Below are 17,371 nucleotides of genomic sequence, written 5' to 3'. Positions count from 1 at the left end.
GAGGTTGCCCAAAGGATTGGCAGGCTTCGTTCGTCCAATCCGGTTATGGGTGCGATCGTGTGTAGCGGCAGGCCGCCCGTGACTTCGGACAGGGCCCGTGCCACATTTTGTACCCAATTTGTCCTGCAAAAGCCCTTTCTCGACGACAGAAGGGACAGCTCATGAGGGAGCCGCTTGAAATGGCAACAATCGCGCTTGTCGACGACGACCGCAATATTTTGACTTCGGTGTCGATCGCGCTCGAATCCGAGGGCTACCGCGTCGAAACCTACACCGACGGCGCGTCGGCGCTCGAAGGCCTGGCGGCGCGGCCGCCGAACCTTGCCATCCTCGACATCAAGATGCCGCGCATGGATGGCATGGAGCTGTTGCGCCGGATGCGGCAAAAATCCGACCTGCCGGTGATCTTCCTGACCTCGAAGGACGACGAGATCGACGAACTGTTCGGCCTCAAGATGGGCGCCGACGACTTCATCCGCAAACCGTTCTCGCAGCGCTTGCTTGTCGAGCGGGTGCGCGCGGTGCTGCGCCGCACCAGCGCCCGCGAGGCGGCCGCCAAGGCGCCCAGCCAGCAGGCGCGCTCGCTCGAGCGCGGCCAACTGGTGATGGACCAGGAGCGGCACACCTGCACCTGGAAGGGCGAGCCGGTGACGCTGACGGTGACCGAGTTCCTGATCCTGCATTCATTGGCGCAGCGCCCCGGCGTGGTAAAAAGCCGTGATGCGCTGATGGATTCGGCCTATGATGAGCAGGTCTATGTCGACGACCGCACCATCGACAGCCACATCAAGCGGCTGCGCAAGAAGTTCAAGGCCGTCGATGACGACTTCGAGATGATCGAAACCCTTTACGGAGTCGGGTACCGGTTTCGGGAAGCTTGATATAGTGAATGTGATAGCGAATAGTGAATGGTGAATGGTGCGAGCGGCCAGCACCATGACCTCGGCCCTACCTTTGAGGCCCATTTTCCATTCACCATTCACTATTGACCATTCACCGGACAGGGACTGCTAGTTGATGGCAGTGGAAGTAGAGCGAGGCAGGCGGGCGGGCGCGGCGAAGCGCCCGTCGCGTATCGTGCCTGCATTCCTGTCGAAGATCACGGTGCCGATGCGCCGCTTCCTCGGCCACCACATCTTCTCCAGCCTGACGCGGCGCATCCTGTTTCTCAACCTGGCCGGCCTCGCCGTGCTGGTCACCGGCATCCTCTACCTCAACACCTTCCGCGACGGGCTGATCGACGCCCGCGTCGAAAGCCTGATGACGCAAGGCGAGATCATCGCCGGCGCCATCGCGGCCTCGGCGACGGTCGAGACCGACTCGATCAGCATCGATCCGGAAAAGCTGCTCGAGCTGCAGGCCGGCGAAAGCCTGGGGCCAGGCTCCGACCAGCTCGACAATCTCGACTTCCCGATCAATCCCGAGCGCGTGGCGCCGGTGCTGCGGCGGCTGATCTCGCCGACCCGCACGCGCGCCCGCATCTACGACCGCGACGCGAACCTGCTGCTCGATTCGCGGCATCTCTATTCGCGCGGCCAGATCCTGCGCTACGACCTCCCGCCTGTCGACGACGAGCAGCCCGATTTATTGGAGCGCGTCGAGAAATTCGTCTTCGACTTCTTCCGCAACAAGGACCTGCCCGTCTATCACGAACAGCCCGGCGGCAATGGCGCGGCCTTCCCCGAAGTGGTCAAGGCGCTGACCGGCAGTCCCTCGACCATCGTGCGCGTGAGCGAGCAGGGCGAGCAGATCGTCTCGGTGGCGGTGCCGATCCAGCGCTTCCGCGCCGTGCTCGGGGTTTTGATGCTGTCCACCGAAGGCGGCGACATCGACAGGATCGTCGCAGCCGAACGCAGGGCGATCCTGCGCGTGTTCGGCATCGCGGCGCTCGTCACGGCCATCCTCTCGCTGCTGTTGGCCTCCACCATCGCCAATCCGCTGCGGCGGCTGTCGGCTGCCGCCGTACGGGTGCGGCGCGGCGTCAAGAACCGCGAGGAGATCCCTGACTTCTCCGACCGTCAGGACGAGATCGGCAATCTGTCGATCGCGGTGCGCGACATGACAAACGCGCTCTATGCGCGCATCGAGGCGATCGAAAGCTTCGCCGCCGATGTCTCGCACGAGCTCAAGAATCCGCTGACCTCGCTGCGCAGCGCGGTCGAAACGCTGCCGCTGGCCAAGAACGACACCTCACGCGCGCGCCTGATGGAAATCATCCAGCACGACGTGAAGCGGCTCGACCGGCTGATCACCGACATTTCGGACGCGTCGCGGCTCGACGCCGAATTGGCGCGCGAGGATGCCTCGACGGTCGATCTGAAGAAGTTCGTCACCGATCTTGTCGCGGTCTCGCGCGAGGCGACGCGCAACAAGAAGTCGGTCGAGATCGAGCTCAAGGTCGCCAAGCTGCCGCAGGGCGTCAAAGGCTATGTCGTCGTCGGCCATGATCTGAGGATCGGCCAGGTCATCACCAACCTGATCGAGAACGCGCGTTCCTTCGTTCCCGAGGAACACGGCCACATCACCATCTCGCTGGCGCGCGCCGGCAAGTTCAACATCGTCACCGTCGACGACAACGGTCCGGGCATCAGAGCCGAAAAGATCGACCGCATCTTCGAGCGCTTCTATACCGACCGGCCCGCCGGCGAGGCGTTCGGCCAGAACTCCGGCCTGGGCCTGTCGATCAGCCGCCAGATCGTCGAAGCGCATGGCGGAACGCTGACGGCGGAAAACATCCCAGGGACCAAGCCGGGCGAGATCAAGGGTGCGCGCTTCGTGGTGACGCTGCCGGCCGAAGGCTGATCTCCGTTCCAGACACGATTCGAAGAAACGATCATGTCCGATCCTGCCGTGAAGCCCGAAAATATCCACGCAACGGCGATCCTGATCGGCGATCGCGGCGTCCTCATCACCGGGCCGTCCGGCGCCGGCAAGACGACGCTGGCGCTGACGCTGATCGACCATTGCCGGGTGCGCGGGCTATTTTCGCGGCTGATCGGCGACGACAGGCTGCTTGCCGCCCCGCGTCACGGGCGGCTGGTCTGCCGGGCGCCGGCCACCATCGCCGGTCTCGCCGAGGTGCCTGGCTTCATTCCGAGCCCGCTGCCGTTCGAGCCGGGCGGCGTGATCGACCTGCACGTCCGGCTGGTGCCGAAAGAGGAAATGGCCCGCTTCCAGGAAGAAATCAGCGAGCCGGTCGCGGGCTGCCCGGTGCCGCGCATCGATCTTGCCGAGCGCAATGTTGTCACAGGTGTGCCGGCCGTGATGGCGCGGCTGTCGATACCGCCTTTTTCATGATCCGGTCCGTATTTTTTGCTGCAATGCGTCAAAATGGCCCGGGCCCTCGCAATTTTGGGCTTGTCAACCGGCCGTGCGTCGACAAGATAGCGCTCCCGCCGCCTGGAATGGTTGGCGAACATAAAATACGCCAGTGAAGCGGCGATGACGGGAGCCACCAAAACATGATCGGACTCGTGCTCGTGACGCACGGTCAACTCGCCACCGAGTTCCGGCATGCCGTCGAACACGTGGTGGGGCCACAGGACAATTTCGAAACGGTCGCGATCGGCGCCGATGACGACATGGAGAAGCGCCGGGCCGACATTGTCGACGCCGTGGCGCGCGTCGACACCGGGGCCGGCGTCATCGTGCTCACCGACATGTTCGGCGGCACGCCTTCCAACCTCGCCATCTCGGTGATGGAATCGGGCCGCACCGAGGTTATCGCCGGCATGAACCTGCCGATGCTGATCAAGCTCTCCTCGGTCCGCAAGGGCGACAACATGGCCGCCGCGCTCGACGAGGCACAGGCCGCGGGGCGCAAATACATCAACGTCGCCAGCCAGCTCCTGAGCAGCAAATGAACGCCCATGCGTCGGAAAAGGACGAGGTGGTGCGAGAGTTCCCGATCGTCAACCAGCGCGGCCTGCATGCCCGCGCCTCGGCCAAGTTCGTCCAGGTCGCCAGCGGCTTCGACGCCACCATCCATGTCGAGAAGGACGGCGTGAAGGTCGGCGGCACCTCGATCATGGGCCTGATGATGCTGGCGGCAAGCCCCGGCTATTCGATCCGCGTCACCGCCACCGGTCCGCAAGCCGGTCCGGCCATGGACGCGCTGGAGCAATTGGTCGCCTCGCGCTTCGGCGAGGAAATCTGAGGGTCGCCGACCCTAACGCGCATTGTCTCGAAGACATGCACGAATAAAGATTTCTTTATATCCCATTGTCGTTTGGCAGCCGATCTGCTAGTCAGGCCCGCAATCCGCGCCCTCCATGCGCCGTCCCGGCGCCGGCGCGCTTTGAAGACAATCACACCGGAGCACTGCCATGACGGGTAGCAAGGACTATGTGGTCGCCGACATTTCGCTTGCCGGCTGGGGCCGCAAGGAGATCGAGATCGCCGAAACCGAAATGCCGGGCCTGATGGCCTGCCGCGAGGAATTCGGCGACAAGAAGCCGCTCAAGGGCGCGCGCATCACCGGTTCGCTGCATATGACCATCCAGACCGCGGTGCTGATCGAGACGCTGAAAGCGCTGGGCGCCGATATACGCTGGGCCTCCTGCAACATCTTCTCCACCCAGGATCACGCCGCCGCGGCGATCGCCGAGGCCGGCATTCCGGTCTTCGCCATCAAGGGCGAGTCGCTACAGGACTACTGGGATTACACCGACCGGATCTTCCAGTGGGCCGACGGCGGCACCTCCAACATGATCCTCGATGACGGTGGCGACGCCACCATGTACATCCTGCTCGGCGCGCGCGCGGAGGCGGGTGAGGACGTGCTGTCCAATCCGGGCAGCGAAGAGGAAGAGATCCTGTTCGCCCAGATCAAGAAGCGCATGAAGGCTTCGCCCGGCTTCTTCGCCAAACAAAAGGAAGCGATCCGCGGCGTAACCGAGGAGACGACCACCGGCGTCAACCGGCTCTACCAGTTGCAGAAGAAAGGCCTGCTGCCCTTCCCGGCGATCAACGTCAACGACTCCGTCACCAAGTCGAAATTCGACAACAAATACGGCTGCAAGGAATCGCTGGTCGACGGCATCCGCCGCGGCACCGACACGATGATGGCCGGCAAGGTCGCGGTCGTCTGCGGCTACGGCGATGTCGGCAAAGGCTCTTCGGCCTCGCTCCGCGGCGCCGGCGCTCGCGTCAAGGTGACCGAGGTCGACCCGATCTGCGCGCTGCAGGCGGCGATGGACGGCTACGAAGTGGTCACGCTGGAAGACGCAGCCCCCACCGCCGACATCGTCATCACCACCACCGGCAACAAGGACGTCGTCACGCTCGACCATATGCGGGCGATGAAGGACATGGTGATTGTCGGCAACATCGGCCACTTCGACAACGAGATCCAGGTGGCGTCTCTGCGCAACCTGAAATGGACCAACGTCAAGCCGCAGGTGGACATGATCACCTTCCCGGACGGCAAGCGGATGATTCTTCTGTCCGAAGGCCGCCTGCTCAACCTCGGCAACGCCACGGGCCATCCGAGCTTCGTCATGTCGGCTTCGTTCACCAACCAGGTGCTGGCTCAGATCGAGCTCTTCACCAAGCACGGCCAGTACCAGAACCAGGTCTATGTGCTGCCCAAGCACCTCGATGAGAAGGTGGCGCGGCTGCATCTCGGCAAGCTTGGCGCACGTCTCACCGAGCTCTCTTCCGAGCAGGCGGCCTATATCGGCGTGACGCCGCAGGGCCCGTTCAAGCCTGAGCACTACCGCTATTAACCAAAACGACAATATCTACAACATATTGAAGCCGGGTGTTGACTTTCCGCCCGGCTTCATTTTTTGCGCCTGTGATTCTTCACGCCGATTCCGGCAGGCGTTATTGTTGTGATTCGCGGTCCGGGGACAGTTGGGCCGGGGACGCATTCAGGGCGGTCTTGCATTCAAGCGGCGAAAAGGACCAAGACATGCCGGGGGATAACCCGCCACGCGCGGGAAAGGCCGTTTCCGGCGGCCACGAGGATTCGATCACGACCGGCTCCGCCGCGACGGGCGGCGCTCTCCTATGGCGCGCCGGCGCCCGTCTCGGCACGCTTCTTGCCACCGCCACGTTTGCCGCCCCATCGCTTAGCGTTGCGGCGCATGCCGATACCGGCGCGGCCGCGGCGGTCAGCACGGTCGAGGTGATGCAACTTGCCATGTTTGCCGGCGTCATGGGGGCAGCACTGGTCTCGGCCATCTTCCTGATCCGCGAGCGGGCACGGACGGCGTCGCAAAATGTCCAGCTCAGGGCGCGAATCGCCGACGTCAACGCGGCCCTGCAGCGCTCCGAGGCGCTGCTCAATTTGCGCGACCAGCGCGTCGTCGTGTGGAGTTCCGAGATCAAGAAACCGGAGCTGATCGGCAGCCTGCCGCTCGAAAGCGGCGCACCGGACGAGCGGTCCGCCTTCCTCGCTTTCGGCCGCTGGCTGATGCCGCGCTCCGCCGCGGCGCTCGAGAACGCCATAGCGGCGCTGCGCGACCAGGCGAAGACTTTCGACCTTGTCATCGAAACGCAGGCAGGCATGCCGCTGGAGGTGCATGGCCGCAAGAGCGCCGCGCATGTCTTGGTGCGCTTCATCTCACTCTCGGAAACGCTGCGCAGCCAGGCGCGGCTGAAGATCGAGAACCAGCGGCTCAGCGCCGACTACGATACCATGCTCGGCCTGCTCGACGCGCTGAAGATGCCGACATGGCTGCGCGCGGGCGACGGTCGGCTGAAATGGGTCAACCGCGCCTATGCCGAGGCGGTGGAAGCGGAAAGCGCGGAAGCCGCCGTGCGCGAGGCCAAGGAGTTCCTCGGCGGACAGGCGCGCGAGCAGATTGCCGAACAGCACAAGTCGCGCCCCGTCTTCGAGCAGACATTGTCGACGGTTATCGAGGGCGATCGCCACATGTTTTCGGTCACCGACTTTGCCAGCGGCGACGGCTCGGCGGGGCTCGCCTGCGACATCAGCGCCATCGAGACGATCCGCGCCGAATATGAGCGCACCGTGCGCAGCCATGCCGACACGCTCGACCAGCTCAACACGGCCGTGGCGATCTTCGATACGGACGAAAACCTGCGCTTTTTCAATCAGGCATTCCAGAAACTGTGGGGCCTGGATGGCGGCTTCCTCCACAGCGCCCCCTCCAACGCGCTGCTGCTCGACCGCCTGCGCAGCGAAGGCAAGATCGCCGAGCAGCCGGAATGGCGGCGCTGGAAGGAGAACCTGCTCGGCGCCTATCGCGCCGTCGAATCGCAGGAGCATTGGTGGCACCTGCCGGACGGCAAGACGATCCGCGTGGTGGCCAACCCGCAGCCCAAGGGCGGCGTCACCTGGGTGTTCGAGAACCTGACCGAGAAGATGGACCTCGAAAGCCGCTACCAGACCGCCGTACGCGTGCAGGGCGAGACGCTGGACAATCTGGCGGAGGGCGTGGCGGTGTTCGGCCCGGACGGACGGCTGCGCCTGTCCAACCCCGCCTTTATCGCGCTGTGGGGGCTGGCGCCGGACGCGATCAAGCCTAACGTGCATGTCTCGGCGATACGAGACTTTTGCGACCAGCGCGCGGCCGACAGTCCGTGGGGCGGCTTCGTCGCCGCCATCACCGGCTTCGACGACGAACGCCGCGACCGCCACGGCCAGGCGGAGCTCGTCAACGGCACGGTGCTGAGCTATGCCGTGATCCACCTGCCCAATGGGCAAGTGATGATGACTTTTGTCGACGTCACCGACACCGTCAATGTCGAGCGGGCGCTGAAGGACAGGAACGAGGCGCTGGAGAAGTCAGACCAGTTGAAGAACGAATTCGTGCAGCACGTCTCCTACGAACTGCGCTCGCCGCTGACCAACATCATCGGCTTCACCGAGCTGCTGTCGCTGCCGACGACGGGGCCGCTGACGCCGAAGCAGCGCGAATATGTCGAGCATGTGGGCTCGTCGTCCTCGGTGCTGCTCACCATCGTCAACGACATCCTGGATCTTGCGACGGTCGATGCCGGCATCATGCAGCTCGACATTTCCGAGATGAGCATCGACAGGACGATCGCTGCGGCCGCCGAGCTGGTCGCCGACCGGCTGGAGGAGCATCAGATCAAGCTCAAGGTCGACGCTGCATCGGCGCCGAAGAGCTTCCACGGCGACGAGATCCGGGTCCGCCAGATCCTCTACAATCTCTTGAGCAATGCCGCGAACTATGCGCCGGCGGCGAGCACGATCACGCTCACGTGTCGTCAAATGGCCGACGGCGTCGAATTCTCGGTGCATGATGACGGGCCGGGCATGCCCCCGGACGTGCTGGAATCGGTCTTCCGCCGCTTCGAGCCACGCGCCAATGGCGGCCGCCGGCGCGGCGCCGGGTTGGGGCTGTCGATCGTCAAGAGCTTCGTCGAATTGCATGGCGGAACGGTGCGCATCGAGACCGGCGCGGACAAGGGCACGACCGTGATCTGCACCTTCCCAGAGACGCCCTCCGGCGGCATCCGCGAAGCGGCCGAGTAACACGCTTTGGCAGAAACAGTGTTGGAACGATTTCTCGCCGACGAGGCGGCGACCGCAAGGCTTGGCGAAGACCTTGCCATGGCGCTGCGGGCTGGCGACGCGATTGCGTTGAAGGGCGATCTCGGCGCCGGCAAGTCGACGTTGGCCCGCGCGCTCATTCGGGCGCTTGCCGACGATGCCGGCCTCGAAGTGCCCAGCCCGACCTTCACGCTGGTGCAGAGCTACGAGACGCGGATACCCGTGCACCATTTCGACCTCTACCGCCTGTCTTCGCCGGACGAGCTCGACGAGCTCGGCCTCGATGACGCGCTGGCGCAGGGCGCGGCACTGATCGAATGGCCGGAACGGGCCGGCGACCAGCTGCCGGCAAATGCGCTCCAGGTCGAGCTTATCGAGCAGGGCGCGGGCCGCTCGGCAAGGATCTCCGAACAGGGAGCCGCCTTCGAGCGCGTGGCGCGCTCGCTGGCGATGCGCGATTTCCTGGCCTCCGCCGGCTGGGGCGAAGCGAGCCGCCGTCATTTTGTCGGCGATGCGTCCGCCCGTTCCTACGAGATCGTCTCGCTTGCCGGCCAGGCGCCGCGCGTGCTGATGAACTCGCCGCGCCTTGTGCTCGGTCCGCCGGTGCGCGACGGCAAGCCTTACGCCCTGATCGCTCACACCGCCCAATCGGTCACCGCCTTCGTCGCCATCGACCGGGCGCTTCTCGCCGCCGGCGTCAGCGTGCCGGCTATCCATGCGCAGGACCTCGACCAGGGCTTTCTGCTGCTCGAACATCTCGGCTCGGAAGGATTTGTGGGCGGCGACGGCCAGCCGATCGCCGAACGCCATGAGGCAGCGGCGGAGCTGCTCGCTATGATGCACGGCAAGGCCTGGCCGGTTCGCATGGAGGCCGCGCCGGGCGTGTACCACGACGTTCCGCCCTTTGACCGCGAGGCGATGCTGATCGAGGCCGATCTTCTGGTCGACTGGTATGTGCCGATGGTCACCGGCAAGCCGGCAAGCGACGCGTTGCGTGCCGGCTATCACAAGCAATGGAACGCGGTGCTCGACGGGCTCGAGGGCCAGGAATACACGCTGATGCTGCGCGACTTCCATTCGCCCAACATCATCTGGCGCGCAGAGCGTTCCGGCCTTGATCGGCTCGGCATCGTCGACGTGCAGGACGCGCTGATCGGCCCGGCCGCTTACGACGTCGCCTCATTAGCCATGGATGCGCGTGTCACCGTTCCGCCCGAGATCGAGCGGCGGACGGTCGAGGCCTATGTCGCGGCGCGGCGTTCGGCCGGCACCTTCGACGAAGCCGGCTTTGCAAAGGCCTATGCGATCATGGCGGCGCAGCGCAATTCGAAGATCCTCGGCATCTTCGTGCGGCTCGAAAAGCGCGACGGCAAGCCCTACTATCTGAAGCACCTGCCGCGCATCCGCGATTATCTGAGGCGGGCGCTGGCGCACCCGGCGCTTGCCGGCCTGAAGGAATTTTACATGGCCCACGGCCTGCTCGAGGAGCGCTCGCCATGAAGCCGAAGACCGCGATGGTGCTTGCGGCCGGTCTCGGCAAGCGCATGCGGCCGATCACCGAGACGATACCGAAGCCGCTGGTGAAGATCGCCGGCAAGACCTTGCTCGACTGGGGACTGGACAGTCTGGAAGCCGCCGGCGTCGCCAGGGCCGTTGTCAACGTTCACTATCTGCCGGAGCAGATCATCGCCCATGTCGCTGGCCGCCGGGCGCCGAAGATCCTCATTTCCGACGAGCGCGCGGGCTTGCTGGACTCGGCCGGCGGCATCGTCAAGGCTCTGCCGCTCTTGGGCAGCGAGCCTTTCTACATCATCAATGCCGATACGTTCTGGATCGACAGCGGCGAGCCCAGCCTGGATCGCCTTGCCCTTGCATGGGACGCCGCCAGAATGGATATTCTGCTGATGCTCACCGATCTCGACTCAGCGACCGGACACTGCGTCGGCACCGATTTCCTCGTGGCGCCGGACGGCGGGCTGCGGCGTTCCAAAGGCGACCCTGCCGGCCTGATCTATGCCGGTGCGGCGATCATCCATCCGCGCATCTTCAAGGATGCGCCCGAAGGTCCGCATTCGATCAACGCCTATTTCGACAAGGCGATCGCCGCCGGCCGCCTGTTCGGCATGGCGATGAGAGGCCGCTGGATCACCGTCGGCACGCCGGATGCCATTCCGACAGCCGAAGCGGCGGTCACCGGCGCGCTCGCGAAGGCGGTATGAGCGGCTCGCGCCGCGTCTTTTCCATCCCGCCCGGAGCGCCGTTCCTGCCGACGCTGGCGGAGGCGTTGCTTGAAGGCCGCCTGATCCCCGGCTTCCGCTTCGACGGCGAGCCGCTGGCGCTGGCCGATGCGACCATCTATGTACCGACGCGGCGCGCGGCACGCGCCCTGCGGGGCGCCCTCGTCGACATGCTCGGCAGACGCTCGGCCATCCTGCCGACGGTGCGGCCGCTCGGCGAGTTCGACGAGGACGAGGCCGCTTTTGACGCCGAGGCGGCGCCGGCGATAGACCTCGCACCGCCGATCGCGGCGCAGGAAAGGCTGCTGTTGCTGGCGCCGCTGGTGCGCGCCTGGAAGGAAAGCCTGCCGGCGCATGTTAGGGAGCGTTTCAACGAGGAATTCGTCGTGCCGACCTCGGCCGCCGACGCCATTTGGCTTTCGCGCGACCTTGCCCGGCTGATGGACGAGATCGAGACCGAGGGGTCGGACTGGGCGAAGCTCGCCACGCTGGTCACCGGCAACCTTGCCGGCTGGTGGCAGGTGACGCTCGATTTCCTCGGCATCGTCACCGAGAACTGGCCGGAGTTGCTCAAGGAGCGTGACCGCTCCAATCCGGCCGCGCACCGCAGCGCGCTGATTCGGCTGGAAGCGGCGCGGCTGAAGCGCAGTCCGCCGACCGGACCGGTGATCGCCGCCGGTTCGACCGGTTCCATTCCCGCCACCGCCGAGCTGCTTGCCATGATCGCCGGCCTGCCCAACGGCGCCGTCGTGCTGCCCGGGCTCGACCGCGAGCTCGACGACGCGTCCTTCGCGGCGATAACGGCGCCCGGCGCGCGGCCGGCAACACTTGGTCACCCGCAATACGGTCTCGCAAAGCTGATCGGCAGCATTGGCATTGAGCGTCGCGACGTCGAGGAAATCGGCGCTGCGTCAAGACCGCTTGAATTGCGCGCCGCCCTTGTCGGCGAGGCGCTGCGGCCGGCTGAAACCACCGAGCATTGGACGGAGACGCGGCCGCGTTTCTTGGTCAGCGATGTCGAACAGGCGCTGGCCGGCGTGACGCTGGTCGAGGCTGCCAATGAGCGTGACGAGGCGGCGGCGATCGCGATTGCGCTGAAGCGTGCGGTGGAAGTGCCGGGCAAGCGCGCGGCGCTCGTCACCGGTGACCGCGCCCTGGCGCGACGCGTCTCGGCCGAGCTGCTGCGCTTCGGCGTCGTCGCCGACGATTCCGGCGGCACGCCGCTATCCAACACGCCGGCCGCCAGCCTGCTCAGGCTGGCGCTAAGCGCTGCATTCCGGCCAGGCGATCCGGTGGGTCTGCTGTCGCTGCTCAAGCATCCGCTGCTTGGCCTCGGTCTCGAACGCCAGAGCGTGCGCAAGGCGGCCGAGCTGATCGAGCTGGTAGCGCTGCGCGGCGGCACCGGCCGGCCGGACGTCGCTTCCCTCGACGCGCTGTTCGAGACGCGGCTCGCGGACCTTAGTGGCGACAGCCGTCAGCCCTTCTGGTTCCAGCGCCTCACGGTACGCGGTATCGAACAGGCGCGGGGCGTGCTCAATCGCCTCACCGAAGCGCTATCCCCGCTCGCGGTGATGCGCGACAAGAAGGACGCCGATATCGCGACATTGACGCGGGCAAGCGTCGTGGCGCTGGAAGGTCTCGGCCGCGCGGCCGACGGCAGCCTTAGCCACCTCTACGCCGGCGACGCCGGCGAGAAGCTCGCCGAGCTGCTGCGTGGGTTGGTTGCCGCGTCATCGCCTTTTACCTTCGCTGCGGGCGAATGGCCCGACGTGATGGAGGCGCTGATCGCGCCGGAAACGGTCAAGCCGTCGCAAGGCACCGACCGCAACATCGCCATCTGGGGCGCGCTGGAAGCCCGCCTGCAGAGCGTCGACACGCTGGTGATCGGCGGGCTCAATGAAGGGGTCTGGCCGCGCAAGCCCGAGAGCGACCGGTTCATGTCGCGGCTGATGAAGACCGGCATCGATCTCGAGCCGCCGGAGCGGCGCATCGGCCTTGCCGCGCATGATTTCCAGATGGCGATGGGTACTGAAACGGTGGTGCTGACGCGCTCGGCCCGATCGGGCGATGCGCCGGCGGTGCCGTCGCGCTGGGTGCAGCGCATCCTCACCTTTATCGGCAAGGACCAGGCGACGGCAATTGGCCGGCGCGGCGACGCGCTGCTTGCCTGGGCGCGCGCGCTCGATGCCGGCGACAGGAAGGATTTCGCGCCCCGCCCGCAGCCGAAGCCGCCGCTGCACCTGCGGCCACAGCATTTCTCGGTCACCGAGATCGAGACGCTGCGGCGCGACCCCTATGCGATCTATGCCAGGCGGATTCTCGGCCTGATGCCGCTCGACCCGGTGATCCGCGACCCCGGCGCTGCCGAACGCGGCACCTTGTTCCACGAAATCCTGCACCTGTTTTCGCGAAGGGTGGAAGATCCGAGGACGCCGGACGCGCTGGCAAGCCTCATCGAGGCCGGCCGAGCGTGCTTTGCTGACGTGGCACTTCCGCCCGATATCGAGGCGGTGTGGTGGCCGCGCTTCGAACAGCTCGCGGAAAACATCATCGAATGGGAGCATACCCGCGCCGATGCCGTCGCCAGGCGCTATGCCGAGGAACGCGCCGAAAAGACCGTTGTCGGCCGCACCGGCGTCACGCTTTCGGGCTATGCCGACCGGGTCGACCTGCTCGCCGGCGGCATGGCCGACATCCTCGACTACAAGACCGGTTCCTCGCCTTCGAAGGCGCAGGCGCATACGCTGCTGTCGCCGCAGCTTGCGCTGGAGGGCGCGTTGCTGAGACGAGGCGCCTTCAAGGAGCTCGGCATTTGCGAGCCCTCGCAGCTTGCCTTCGTGCGGCTGAAGCCGAATGGCGAGGTGTTCGAGGAATCGATCCTCGAATACAACCGCAAGCCGAAGACCGCCAACGAGCTGGCCGAGGAAGCCTGGGCGCGGCTGGAGCGGCTGCTGTTCCACTATGCTGACCCGACCACCGGCTATCTATCGCGCGCGCTGCCGTTCCGCGAGGGCGAGGCCGATGGCGACTACGATCATCTCGCGCGCGTGCTCGAATGGTCGGCCGGCGGCGCAAGCGAGGACGAGGCGGAAGGATGAGATATCCGATCCCCTCCGACACCGCCGCCAGCCAGGCGCGCGCTTCCGATCCGGGCAATTCCGCCTGGGTCTCGGCTAATGCCGGCTCGGGCAAGACGCATGTGCTGGCGCAGCGCGTCATCCGGCTCCTGCTCAACGGCACCGATCCGTCGAAGATCCTGTGCCTGACCTACACACGCGCCGCCGCCGCCAACATGTCGAACCGCGTGTTCTCGACACTGTCGGAATGGACCGCGCTTCCCGACGCCGAGCTCGCGACACGGATCGCGGCGCTTGACGGGCGGGCGGCCGACCGCGATACGATGCGGCGCGCTCGCCGGTTGTTTGCCGAGGCACTGGAAACGCCGGGCGGCCTGAAAATCCAGACCATCCACGCCTTTTGCGAATCGGTGCTGCACCAATTCCCGCTGGAAGCCAATATCCCGGCGCATTTCGAGATGCTCGATCCGCAGATGGAGGCCTCGCTTTTCGCGGATGCGCGCCGCGACATGATCTCGGGTGCCGGCGCCGGTGTCGAAGGTCTGGCGGAAGCTTTTGCCACGGTGCTGGGGCGCGGCGGCGAATTCGGGCTCGACATGCTGCTGTCCGAGATCGTCGGCAAGCGCGACGAACTGCGAGCCTTTGTCGAAAAGCTGGGCAAGGACCGGGATTTCCGGCCCCTGTTCGCCGAATTCGGCTTCAAACCCGGACAGACGGCAGATGGCATTGCCGCTTCGGTCTGGCCGCTGCCGGGCTTTGTGCTGAGCCAGTTCGTTGACTTCGCGCGCGCCGCCGAAGCCGCCGACGCGCGGCAGGTGCTGAACAACGTGCTGCCCTATGCGCAGATCGCTTTTGCCGAAGTCGATCCGATCAGGCGACTGCGACTGCTCGCCAAGGCATTTCTGCGCTCCGATGGCGACCCTTACGATCCGCCGAAGATCTTCAAGAAGGCGCTGGTCGACAGGCAGCCCGACCTGGCCGAGCGCTATCTCGCGGCGGCCAAGGCGATCCTCGACGTATCGGACCGGCTGGCGCTGTTCCGCATGCTCGAAGGCACGGCCGCCGCGCTCACCGTCGCCGGCTGGCTGATCGCCCGCTACGAGCAGCTGAAGCGAAGCCGCGGCTTCCTCGACTTCAACGATTTGATCACCCGCACGGTCAGCCTGCTGTCGCGGCCAGATGCCGGTCCATGGGTGCAGTACAAGCTCGACCAGGGCATCGACCATATCCTGCTCGACGAGGCGCAGGACACCAGTCCCGACCAGTGGGAAGTGGTGAAGAAGCTGGCAGAAGAGTTCTTTGCCGGGCTCGGCCAGCGCGAGGCGGTGCGGCGCACGGTGTTCGCCGTGGGCGACGAGAAGCAGTCGATCTATTCCTTTCAAGGAGCCGCACCGGATTCCTTTGCCGAGAGCCGGCTTTTGTTTGCCGGGCGCGTGCGCGACGCGGAAGCCGCCTTTGCCGACCTGAAGCTCACCTGGTCGTTTCGTTCGAGCGACGACGTGCTCGCCGCCGTCGACCGCGTCTTCGCCGAGCCAGGCGTGCGGCGCGGCATCAGCCACGATCCCGATCCGCTCAGCCACAAGGCGATCCGCACCGATGCGCCGGGCTATGTCGAGGTGTGGCCTTCGATCGGCGCTGAGATGGTCGAGGAGCCCGACGACTGGACCTTGCCGGTCAACCATGCCAGCGCGCCCGCGGTGCGCGTGGCCGAACATGTGGCAACGACGATCCAGAACTGGCTCCGCAACGGCGAGGTCATCGAAGGCAAGGGCCGCAAGCTGACAGCCGGCGATATTCTGGTGCTGGTGCGCAAGCGCGATCGCTTCGTGCATGCGCTGTCGCGCAGCCTCAAGAACCGGCGGATCCCGGTCGCCGGCGCCGACAGGCTGAGCCTGCCGGGCCATATCGCCGTGCAGGACCTAATCGCGCTCGGCCATTTTTTGATCCAGCCGGAGGACGACCTGTCCCTGGCCGCCGTGCTACGCAGCCCGATCTTCGAGGTCTCCGAGGAGACGTTGCTTACGCTCGCCGGCGAGCGGCCAAAGGGGCAGTCGCTGATCGCATGGCTCCGGCAGCATGCCGGTGGAGACGAGGCCCTGGCCGCCGTCGTTAGCCGGCTCGATACCTGGGCGACTGAGGTGGCGTTCAAACCGGTGTTCGAGTTCTATGCCGCCGCGCTTTCGCGCGACGGCCTGCGCCGCAAGATGACGGCCCGGCTCGGGCCGGAAGCCGGCGACATCCTGGACGAATTCCTGAGTTTCTGTCTGGCCGAGGAACGCACCGGCCTGCCGGGGCTGGAATCCTTCCTCTCGACGCTGGAAAACAGCGGGCCGGAGATCAAGCGCGAGATGGACCAGACCCGCAACGAGGTTCGGGTCATGACCGTGCACGCCGCCAAGGGCCTGGAGGCCCCGGTCGTCTTCCTGGTCGACGGCGGCTCGGCGCCGTTCAGCGACCAGCACCTGCCGCGGCTGATGGCCTTCGAAAGCTCTGGCACTGAGTGGAAGGGCAAGGGCTATCTCTGGCGCTCGGCCAGCGACGTCGCCAACGGCGTTTCGAAAGCGGCCTCGGCGCGGGCGCGCGAGCTTGCCGACGACGAATACCGGCGGCTGCTCTATGTCGGCATGACGCGCGCGGAGGACCGGCTGATCGTCTGCGGCTACCACGGCAAGCGGGCGCCAAGCACCGGTACGTGGCATTCGATCGTCAGCCGGGCGCTGTCAGGAGCGCCGGAAAGCGATGAGCGTCGGCATCCGGCCACACCCGATGTGGCGGTGCATCGCTTCCATATGACCAAGCTGCCGCCGGTGGCGCTCAATGAAGCCGACGAGACAGTACTGTTCGAGGACGCCGCGCCGCTGCCGGACGGCCTGTTCCGGCCGCTGCCGCCCTATGAGGACTTGCCGCGGCCGCTCTCGCCTTCAGGCGCCTCGGCGTTGATCGACGAAGCGACGGAAAGCTTGCCCGACACGCGCTCGCCGGTGCTCGACGCGGAAACCGAACCCGGCTTTGCGGTGATGCGCGGGCTGGCACTGCACAAATTGCTGCAGGTGCTGCCCGGCATCGCCGAGCACGAAAGGCGGAGCGCGGCCGAACGCTATCTGGCGCGCGCCGGCGGCGACTGGCCAGCCGAAGAGCGCGACACCGCGCTGGAGGCGGTGCTTTCCATCCTGTCCGACAGCCGCTTCGGGGCGCTGTTCTCGCCGTCCTCGCGGGCGGAAGTCGCCGTCATGGGCAGCTTGGAGGTGAAGGGCAAGCTGCGCTCCATCTCCGGCAAGATCGACCGGCTGGCCGTCACCGCGGAAATGGTCTCGATCGTCGACTACAAGACCAACCGGCAGGCGCCGACCGGCCTGGCCGAGGTGCCGCCGGCCTATGTCCTGCAGCTTGCGCTCTACCGCGCGCTGCTTCAGCCGCTCTATCCGGGCCGCGCGGTGACGGCCGCGCTGCTGTTCACCGAGACGCCGCGCCTGATCGGGCTGCCGGCAGCGGCCATGGACGACGCCCTTGCCCGACTCACGGGAGCGTGACACAAGAACTGCTTGAACATCGCCACCTCAGCCACCACA

Annotated in this window: 11 protein-coding genes; all 11 read left to right on the top strand. The window is 65.9% G+C overall.

The features are described from left to right. Positions 1–179: 179 nt before the first annotated feature. The 11 genes from CK220_RS06000 to addA all read left to right on the top strand — a co-directional run bounded on the left by CK220_RS06000 (position 180) and on the right by addA (position 17,332). Complete coding sequence (locus tag CK220_RS06000; RefSeq protein ID WP_006201274.1) at positions 180–881, top strand: response regulator transcription factor; 702 nt, start codon at positions 180–182, stop codon at positions 879–881. A gap of 136 nt (positions 882–1,017) precedes the next feature. Further along, positions 1,018–2,802 carry a sensor histidine kinase gene (locus CK220_RS05995; protein ID WP_095810630.1) on the top strand — a complete coding sequence of 595 codons (1,785 nt, stop codon included), beginning with the start codon at positions 1,018–1,020 and terminating at the stop codon, positions 2,800–2,802. Positions 2,803–2,835: 33 nt separating this feature from the next. Further along, positions 2,836–3,297 carry a serine kinase gene (locus CK220_RS05990; protein ID WP_095810629.1) on the top strand — a complete coding sequence of 154 codons (462 nt, stop codon included), beginning with the start codon at positions 2,836–2,838 and terminating at the stop codon, positions 3,295–3,297. 164 nt (positions 3,298–3,461) lie between these two features. Continuing rightward, complete coding sequence (locus CK220_RS05985; protein ID WP_067002921.1) at positions 3,462–3,863, top strand: PTS sugar transporter subunit IIA; 402 nt, start codon at positions 3,462–3,464, stop codon at positions 3,861–3,863. Further along, entirely contained in the window at positions 3,860–4,156 is a 297-nt protein-coding gene (locus tag CK220_RS05980; protein ID WP_095810628.1) for an HPr family phosphocarrier protein, read from the top strand. The genes CK220_RS05985 and CK220_RS05980 overlap by 4 nt, the downstream gene beginning before the upstream one ends. 169 nt (positions 4,157–4,325) lie before the next feature. After that, on the top strand, positions 4,326–5,726 hold the full coding sequence (ahcY, locus tag CK220_RS05975; RefSeq protein WP_095810627.1) for an adenosylhomocysteinase: 1,401 nt from the start codon (positions 4,326–4,328) through the stop codon (positions 5,724–5,726). 188 nt (positions 5,727–5,914) lie between these two features. After that, positions 5,915–8,470, top strand: coding sequence for a PAS domain-containing sensor histidine kinase (locus CK220_RS05970; protein ID WP_095810751.1), 2,556 nt, complete (start codon positions 5,915–5,917; stop codon positions 8,468–8,470). Positions 8,471–8,476: 6 nt separating this feature from the next. Beyond that, a complete protein-coding gene (tsaE, locus tag CK220_RS05965; RefSeq protein WP_095810626.1) occupies positions 8,477–9,988 on the top strand; it encodes a tRNA (adenosine(37)-N6)-threonylcarbamoyltransferase complex ATPase subunit type 1 TsaE in 1,512 nt (503 codons plus the stop codon). After that, a complete protein-coding gene (locus CK220_RS05960) occupies positions 9,985–10,707 on the top strand; it encodes a nucleotidyltransferase family protein (protein WP_095810625.1) in 723 nt (240 codons plus the stop codon). Before tsaE ends, CK220_RS05960 begins: the two co-directional genes overlap by 4 nt. Further along, positions 10,704–13,823, top strand: coding sequence for a double-strand break repair protein AddB (gene addB, locus CK220_RS05955; RefSeq protein WP_095810624.1), 3,120 nt, complete (start codon positions 10,704–10,706; stop codon positions 13,821–13,823). The genes CK220_RS05960 and addB overlap by 4 nt, the downstream gene beginning before the upstream one ends. Next, a complete protein-coding gene (addA, locus tag CK220_RS05950) occupies positions 13,820–17,332 on the top strand; it encodes a double-strand break repair helicase AddA (RefSeq protein ID WP_095810750.1) in 3,513 nt (1,170 codons plus the stop codon). Before addB ends, addA begins: the two co-directional genes overlap by 4 nt. The last annotated feature ends 39 nt before the right edge of the window (positions 17,333–17,371 follow it).

This window comes from Mesorhizobium sp. WSM3860 (assembly GCF_002294995.1).
Lineage (GTDB): Bacteria > Pseudomonadota > Alphaproteobacteria > Rhizobiales > Rhizobiaceae > Mesorhizobium.
Note: the sequence above shows the minus strand (reverse complement) of the source record. Positions and strands in the feature narration are given on the sequence as shown.

Coding starts and splice junctions, on each gene's coding strand:
- CK220_RS06000 (WP_006201274.1), top strand. CDS start 180: ATGGCAACAATCGCGCTTGTCGACGACGACCGCAATATTTTGACTTCG.
- CK220_RS05995 (WP_095810630.1), top strand. CDS start 1,018: ATGGCAGTGGAAGTAGAGCGAGGCAGGCGGGCGGGCGCGGCGAAGCGC.
- CK220_RS05990 (WP_095810629.1), top strand. CDS start 2,836: ATGTCCGATCCTGCCGTGAAGCCCGAAAATATCCACGCAACGGCGATC.
- CK220_RS05985 (WP_067002921.1), top strand. CDS start 3,462: ATGATCGGACTCGTGCTCGTGACGCACGGTCAACTCGCCACCGAGTTC.
- CK220_RS05980 (WP_095810628.1), top strand. CDS start 3,860: ATGAACGCCCATGCGTCGGAAAAGGACGAGGTGGTGCGAGAGTTCCCG.
- ahcY (WP_095810627.1), top strand. CDS start 4,326: ATGACGGGTAGCAAGGACTATGTGGTCGCCGACATTTCGCTTGCCGGC.
- CK220_RS05970 (WP_095810751.1), top strand. CDS start 5,915: ATGCCGGGGGATAACCCGCCACGCGCGGGAAAGGCCGTTTCCGGCGGC.
- CK220_RS05960 (WP_095810625.1), top strand. CDS start 9,985: ATGAAGCCGAAGACCGCGATGGTGCTTGCGGCCGGTCTCGGCAAGCGC.
- addB (WP_095810624.1), top strand. CDS start 10,704: ATGAGCGGCTCGCGCCGCGTCTTTTCCATCCCGCCCGGAGCGCCGTTC.
- addA (WP_095810750.1), top strand. CDS start 13,820: ATGAGATATCCGATCCCCTCCGACACCGCCGCCAGCCAGGCGCGCGCT.